This is a genomic window from Pseudomonas sp. P7548, from assembly GCF_013386585.1.
Lineage (GTDB): Bacteria > Pseudomonadota > Gammaproteobacteria > Pseudomonadales > Pseudomonadaceae > Aquipseudomonas.
On sequence record NZ_JACARO010000124.1, the window covers coordinates 7,724 to 8,223 of the forward strand.

A 500-nucleotide genomic window follows, 5' to 3' on the forward strand; every position below is an offset into this window, starting at 1 on the left:
ACAGGTATTTGGGGGGCCGCTTCAGATCAAAATCAAAAGCACAGCGGCCTGACAGCCGGCTTGAGTGGTGTAGATCAAGGGCAAAGAGCTATCGCTGGTTTGATTGGGCGTGTCGGGGGTACCGAGGTGTCTGCATCGCCGGCAAGCCGGCTCCTACACGTATCTGCTTTTGATCCAACCACTCAGGTCGGCTACTAGGCCGCCGTGCTCTTGCTTTTGATTTTGATCTGGGGCGCCCCGTCAAACACGCTGGCCGAACGCAGGCTTTGGAGCGTGGGTAACCCGGCAGGACGCCGGGTTAGCCGCGCTGGGCCAAGGATGGCCCAGCGCGGCGGCCCACGCTCCAAGAACTTCGTTCGGGCACACCGAGCCTAGGCGAGGTGCCGAGTGTTGGGGCAAGAGCGTTTTGCTTACTTTTGCGCTCTATCAAAAGTGAGCCGCTGTAAGAGCGGAACCAATACCAGCCGTTACCTAAATAACGGATATGTACACAGCCCTAC